3 protein-coding genes are annotated in these 3,471 nt (G+C 63.0%); 2 read left to right on the top strand and 1 reads right to left on the bottom strand.

Features of this window, described 5'->3' with window-relative positions; all coding sequences use genetic code 11:
- A partial coding sequence (locus tag HLUSI_RS0123940; RefSeq protein ID WP_016836350.1) for a cache domain-containing protein occupies window positions 1–483 on the top strand: 483 nt, incomplete at its 5' end.
- A gap of 16 nt (window positions 484–499) precedes the next feature.
- Here HLUSI_RS0123940 and HLUSI_RS0123935 read toward each other — a convergent pair.
- Complete coding sequence (locus HLUSI_RS0123935) at window positions 500–967, bottom strand: Lrp/AsnC family transcriptional regulator (protein WP_016836349.1); 468 nt, start codon at window positions 965–967, stop codon at window positions 500–502.
- Window positions 968–1,209: 242 nt separating this feature from the next.
- On the opposite strand from HLUSI_RS0123935, the gene HLUSI_RS0123930 reads away from it, so the two are divergent.
- The coding region (locus HLUSI_RS0123930; protein ID WP_414087426.1) for an indolepyruvate ferredoxin oxidoreductase family protein at window positions 1,210–3,471 on the top strand (2,262 nt) is incomplete at its 3' end.

Raw genomic sequence — 3,471 nt, 5'->3', positions numbered from 1 at the left:
CAGAACGCCGCGATGGTCGAGCAGGCCGCCTCGTCGGCGGTCAAGATGCAGGAACTGGCGACCTCGCTGGCGCAATCGGTCAGCGCCTTCCGCCTTGAGAACCATACCGAAGACGCGGTGGCCATGGTCAGGCGCGCAGTACAGCACGTGAAGCAGCAGGGCAAGGACGCGGCGCTGGCCGACTTCAGCCGACCCACGCCGGCATTCAAGCAGCGCGACCTCTACATCAACGTCATCGACCTCAGCGGCAACACGCTCGCCCATGGCGAAAACGCCAAGCTGATCGGGCGCAACCTGATCGACCTGAAGGACGCCGACGGCAAGCTGTTCATCAAGCAATTCGTCGATACCGCCAAGGGCGGCGGCAAAGGCTGGATCGACTACCGCTGGCCGAACCCGGTCACCGCCGTGCTGGAAGAAAAGACCACCTACATCGAAGAGGTCAACGGGCTGGTGATCGGCTGCGGGATCTACAAGGGTTAAAAACTTCGGCGCTGCTTCAGATCGGCAGCGCCGTTTCGTATTTCACTTCGCGCAGCGCCACGCTGGTGTTGACCTGCGAGACGCCATTGAGCTTGACCAGCACGTTGTGCAGGAAGTCGTGATACGCATCCATGTCGGGCACGATGACCTTGACCATGTAGTCGGCGGTGCCGGTGGTTTCGTAGCATTCGATCACTTCGGGACGCATGCGCATGGTTTCCTCGAACTTCTCCACCACGCCTTCGGCATGGCGCAGCAAGGAGATGTGCGCCAGGCAGCACACCGACAGTCCCAGCTTGCGCCGGTCGACCACGGCGGTGTAGCGGACGATGTAACCGTTGTCTTCCAATTCCTTCTGCCGGCGCCAGCACGGACTGGCCGACATGCCGACTTTTTCCGCCAGTTCATTCGAGGAAATCCGGGCGTTTTTCTGCAGCTCGGCGAGGATCTTTTGCGATGCGGAATCGAGAGGTGAGTTTTTCATTTTTGAGGTTACATTTGGAAAGATAATTCTCATTTTATCCACTATCAAGGCATAAATAGAAATAATTTTTCCGATTCGAAGTCATATCCTTTCTTTCAATAACACCTGTTTTTGACGGGTGGTCCGGCAGCCTTTCGCCCCCTATTGAGACGACAACGATAACGATGAACTCGGTGACAATTCCCCCCTTCCGATCGGCCGCTGCGGCGCCGGTTCAGCCTGAAACCCTGCCGGTCAAGCCAATTGAAACGACTGCATCGCTGGTTTCCGCGCTGGCAGATCCTGACTATGCACTCGAAGACAATCTCACCCGCAGCAGCGGCCGCGTCTTCCTGACCGGCACCCAGGCGCTGGTGCGCCTGCTGTGCATGCAGAAGATCGCCGACGCCGCCAACGGCCTCAATACCGGCGGCTTCATCAGCGGCTATCGCGGTTCGCCGCTGGGTGCGGTCGACCAGGAACTGTGGCGGGCCTCGAAGCTGCTGAGTGCACATAACGTCGAGTTCCTGCCGGCCATCAACGAAGAACTCGGCGCCACCGCCGTGCTCGGCTCGCAACAGGTCGAAGCCGACCCGACGCGCAAGGTGCAGGGCGTGTTCGCCATGTGGTACGGCAAGGGTCCCGGCGTCGATCGCTCCGGCGATGCGCTCAAGCACGGCAACGCCTACGGCTCTTCGCCGCATGGCGGCGTGCTGGCGATCCTCGGCGACGACCACGGCTGCGTGTCGTCGTCGATGCCGCACCAGAGCGAACAGGCGCTGATTGCCTGGGGCATGCCGGTGGTCAATCCCGCCAACATCCAGGAATACATGGAGTTCGGCCTGTACGGCTGGGCGCTGTCGCGCTTCTCGGGCGCGTGGGTCGGCTTCAAGGCGATTTCGGAAACCGTCGAAGGCGGCGCCGTGGTGGAATTACCATCGCTGCCGAGCTACACCGTGCCGACGGATTACACGCCGCCGGCCGACGGCCTGCACAACCGCTGGCCCGACTTGCCCGGCCTGGCGCTGGAGCAGCGCGTCGACGACAAGCTCAAGGCGGTGCAGGCATTTGCCGGCGTCAATTCCATCGACAAGCTGATCGTGCCGGCGCCGGGTGCGCGCATCGGCATCATCAGCGCCGGCAAGGCTTACCTCGACCTGCTGGAAGCGCTGGAGCGCCTCGACCTGTCGCAACAGCAACTGGAAGACCTCGGCGTGCGCCTGTACAAGCCGGGCCTGACCTATCCGTTGGAACGTACGCGCCTGTCGGCCTTCGCCCAAGGCCTCGATGAAATCCTGGTGGTTGAAGAGAAGGGCGCCGTCATCGAGCAGCAGCTCAAGAACCTGTTCTACAACCTGCCGCAAGAGCGCCGCCCGTCGGTGATCGGCAAGACCGACGCCCACGGCGAAGCGCTGTTGTCGGCGCTGGGCGAGCTGCGTCCCTCGCGCATCGCGCCGGCACTGGTACGCTGGTTCGGACCTCGCTTCCCGACATTGAACCTGCAACGCTTCCTGCCCGATTTTTGCGCGGCCGAGCTGTTGTCGAACGGCGCCGACAGTGTCAAGCGTACGCCGTATTTCTGCTCCGGCTGCCCGCACAATACCTCCACCCGCGTGCCGGAAGGCAGTCGCGCCATGGCCGGCATCGGCTGCCACTTCATGGCGACCTGGATGAAGCGCGACACCAACTACCTCGCGCAGATGGGTGGCGAAGGCATCAACTGGGTCGGCTCCTCGCGCTTCGTCGAAGAGAAGCACGTGTTCCAGAATCTGGGCGACGGCACCTATTACCACTCGGGTTCGCTGGCGATCCGCCAGGCCATCGCCGCGCGCACCAACATCACCTACAAGATCCTCTACAACGACGCCGTCGCCATGACCGGCGGCCAACCGGTCGACGGCTCGCTGTCGGTGCCGCAGATCGTGCAGCAGGTCACCAGCGAAGGCGCGAAGAAGGTCGTGGTCGTCACCGACGCGCCCGAGAACTACGCGCTGGTCAAGCTGCCGGCCGGCGTCACGGTGCATCACCGCACCGAACTCGACGTCATCCAGCGCATGCTGCGCGACATCCCCGGCGTGACCGTGCTGGTCTACGACCAGACCTGCGCCGCCGAGAAGCGCCGCCGCCGCAAGAAGAACAAGCCCGGCCACGTCGCCTTCCCCGATCCGGCGCGCCGCATGATGATCAACCCGGCGGTATGCGAAGGCTGCGGCGACTGCGGCGTGCAATCCAACTGCCTGTCGATCCTGCCGCTGGAAACCGAACTCGGCCGCAAGCGCCAGATCGAGCAATCCTCCTGCAACAAGGATTACTCCTGCGTAGAGGGCTTCTGTCCCAGCTTCGTCTCGGTGCTGGGCGGCACGCTGAAGAAGCCGGAAAGCGTCAAGCTCACCCTGGCCGATCTCGAAGCCACGCTGGCCGCGTATCCGACCCCGGCGCCGCATCGCTTCGCCAAACCGTTTGAAATCCTCGTGGCCGGCGTTGGCGGCACCGGCGTCGTCACCGTCGGCGCGCTGATCACCATG

The organism is Herbaspirillum lusitanum P6-12 (genome assembly GCF_000256565.1).
In the GTDB taxonomy this organism is placed as follows: domain Bacteria; phylum Pseudomonadota; class Gammaproteobacteria; order Burkholderiales; family Burkholderiaceae_D; genus Herbaspirillum; species Herbaspirillum lusitanum.
This window is presented reverse-complemented; position numbering and strand designations above follow the sequence as displayed.